The sequence below is a fragment of the Xenorhabdus sp. SGI240 genome (assembly GCF_040081915.1).
Lineage (GTDB): Bacteria > Pseudomonadota > Gammaproteobacteria > Enterobacterales > Enterobacteriaceae > Xenorhabdus > Xenorhabdus bakwenae.
Genome location: NZ_JBEBMB010000055.1, coordinates 1 through 3,201 on the forward strand (window position 1 = coordinate 1; position 3,201 = coordinate 3,201).

The 3,201-nt window shown below is 53.9% G+C and carries 3 protein-coding genes; all 3 read left to right on the forward strand.

The genetic code is table 11. From position 1 onward, the window contains the following. On the forward strand, nt 1-1,150 hold a 1,150-nt coding region (locus ABLA76_RS12505; protein ID WP_348988162.1), incomplete at its 5' end, for an integrating conjugative element protein. 8 nt (nt 1,151-1,158) lie between these two features. Continuing rightward, complete coding sequence (locus tag ABLA76_RS12510; protein WP_047962754.1) at nt 1,159-1,494, forward strand: hypothetical protein; 336 nt, start codon at nt 1,159-1,161, stop codon at nt 1,492-1,494. Continuing rightward, entirely contained in the window at nt 1,491-3,005 is a 1,515-nt protein-coding gene (locus ABLA76_RS12515; RefSeq protein ID WP_348988163.1) for a conjugal transfer protein TraG N-terminal domain-containing protein, read from the forward strand. The genes ABLA76_RS12510 and ABLA76_RS12515 overlap by 4 nt, the downstream gene beginning before the upstream one ends. Nucleotides 3,006-3,201: the final 196 nt, after the last annotated feature.

Genomic DNA, 3,201 nt, shown 5'->3' on the forward strand with positions numbered 1-3,201 from the left:
CGGCAACCAGCTGAACGGTATTACCGCCGGATTTAAGAACCTGATGAGTGAGGTGATCCAGGGGGCCACCGGCGCGGTGGCCAGTCTTCCTGCCATGATCATTCAGCGTGCCAATCCGGGACTCTATGACATGCTGACCAATGGGGTCTTGCAGGCCAATGTGGCGTTCGACAAGGCCCAGTTTAATTGTCAGAACATGGCGAAGCGGATGATGAATTTTGCTGAAAACAGTAAATGGACACAATCTGCTGCTCTGCAGGAGTATAAAACGCTGGTTAACAGCGGGGATGCGGATGCCGTAAGAGTCAATAATGCCGGCGCCAAAACCACCGGCATGGGAGGACATCAGTGGATTGGTGGCAAAAAGCAGGGCGGCAGGGGACAGAATGCTATCCGGCCCACCCGTGATTTAGCCAGCGCGGGTTTTAATATGATGAATAATCAGCCCGTGCTGAGCCAGTCTTCTGTTCGCCTGCAAGATTGTCAGGGGGGTGCTTGCACCAAATTCAAAAATGCCACTGAAGCGGCGGAAGCGGTGGTAAACGTGCTGGGCGACCGCGCCATCCGTACCTGTGGCAATGCGGCGGAATGCACCAGTGGCGGGGAACACCAACAGCCGGGTGCAACGGTGGCCGGTACGGGCTTTGCACCGATGCTGGAAGAACAGACCAAAGCCAATATTGAACAGCTGGTGAAACTGGTCAATGACACCGAAAAACCGACAGCTGCCAATCTCGCTAAGCTGAAAACCGGCAGTCTGGCGGTAACCAAAGGTGTCATTCAGGCGTTACAGCGAGACCCGGACAGTGCCGCATTAACAGTCCGTCTGGCGGGCGAACTGGCGATGGCGGAAACCACTGAAACGGCCTTGCTGATGCGGCGGATGTTAATCACCGGCATGTCAGAACCCAATGCCGCCGCCCAGCCGGAAGCCCTGGCCGAAGGGGAACGGCGGATTGAGGCGCTGGACAGGGAAATCAATGCGCTGAAAAATGAAATGTGGCTGAAACGGGAACTGTCGCGCAACGCTATCCTGACCATTATCGAGCGGGACACCCAGCGCATTAAAACGCATCCGCAAAAACAGGTACCGGACAGCACCGATGCGCGGTTTTATCAGCTGGAAGCCCCAAACCGTGAGCGCAGGTAAGGTCAGCGATGGCAGAGAAGATTTCAGTATTAAGAAAAGGTGTCGCGTTATCACTGATTATCGCTTTGGTGATGGTTATCACGTTAGCGACAGGCTGGCTTGGGCTGCAACAGGCAGAAAACCTGACTCAGCTTCACCGCTGGATAACCGACACCGGGGAATTCTGGTTAATCTGGCGGTTATGTCTGTATGCCGTACTGGGCTGGGGCAGCCGGAAAATCTGGCGGCGGACACAACATCAGAAGACACATCGTGCAACTTTAATTCGAATGCTGGTCGTCAGTCTGATGTTCATTTTACTGTGTGAATACGCCCTGTCAGGGAATAGCGGAGAAACCCGATGACCACCAACAGCTATCTGGAATACTTTCTGACCCTGCTCGGCTGGGTGGTTAACAACGGGTTATGGCAAATTCTGATTGCGACCGGGCTGTTTACGGCGCCTTTAGTGATAAAGGTGATCGCCGTCTGGCTGAAGGTGAGAGAATGTAGTGAAGACGACGGCAATGGCGGGTTACAATCACTTGCCCGGATTGAAAATACCCTGTACTGCGCCTTTTTCGTGATGGTGGTGTGCTGTGTTCCACTGGTGAATGTCAGCCTGACCACCCTCCAGTATGACCCGTCCCGCGCCAAAAGCTGTGGCACCTGGACGCCCAAAGCACCGGACAAAAGTGGTTATGCACCGGTGATCTCCAGCCTGAATAACCAGACGGCTGCCGTGCCGCTCTGGTGGGCGGTGGTACACCGGTTGTCAAAAGGATTCACCCAGGCAGCCGTTGCCTCCATCCCCTGCCGCCCGGATCTGCGGCAACTGCGCTTTGAAGTGCAGCACACCCGCATCAGTAATCCGGCACTGGCAGCGGAGTTGCAGGATTTCACCCACGATTGTTATGCGCTGGCATTGTATCAGTGGAAACTGCGGGATCAGGGGCAAACCACCGACGACACCAGGCTGAATGATATCGACTGGCTGGGCAGCCGCACGTTTTTAGCCGGTGATTATAATACGCTGCAATCCCGAACGCCCCGTACCTATTTCCCGTGGAGTGAGAGCCGGGACAGTGGGCGGCCGTATACCGGGCAGGGCGGTTATCCCACTTGCAAAGCCTGGTGGTCAGCCGCCAAAACCGGTCTGAAAGACCGGGTACTGGCGCAGGCCGATCCGGGATTATGGCTGCGTCTGTCAGCCACCCTGAAAATGCTGGGCAAAAATACACAGGAATATCAGGAAGCGGTGCTCCGCCGTCTGGTCAGCCCGGTAAACCTGACGGTTTCTCAGGAAGGGTATGTTTACGCAGGCTATGGCGGCAATGCTGATCCTACCTTGTTGGATGCGGGCAACCGGGTCGGTGCTTCTGCGGGGACTTTATTGGGCGGATTACTCGGTATGCCGGTGTTTGATGCGGTGCGTCAGGCACTGCCGATGATGCAGGCGGTGATCCTGATGGCGTTGTATATCCTCATCCCGTTGATCCTGCTGTTTGCCGCCTATGAATTTAAGACGGTACTCACACTGACGTTTGCTCTATTTTCTTTGAATTTCCTGACCTTCTGGTGGGAAACCGCCCGCTGGCTGGACAGCTATTTACTGGACGCGCTGTACGGCTCAGACACTCATAGCCTGTTTAATCTGGCAGGCATTCAGAACACCTCGGACGATTTGATTATGGGGCTGGTGATGGGCACGTTGTTTATTGTCCTGCCGATGGTCTGGCTGGGGGCACTGGCCTGGGCCGGTGTACGGATGGGTGATATGGCAGGCATGATGAGCCAGGGCGTGGGACAGGTCAGACAATCCGCCGGCATGTTCGGGCAGATGGTGATGCAGAAGCTGTTGTCCAGAGGAAAGTAGTCAAATAGATGTTTAAAACTTAAGGGATAGAACGCTATCCCTTAAGAATAGTTTGAATTTATGTGAGCTTGATTTTTTTCCTCCTGTTTAACCTGTTCATAGTTGTTTCGATAACTAATATAAGTATATTGTCACATTATTGTGTTAATTTATGGCCTTCTAAAGTTAGAGTTTTCATTCACATAATTAGCACAGC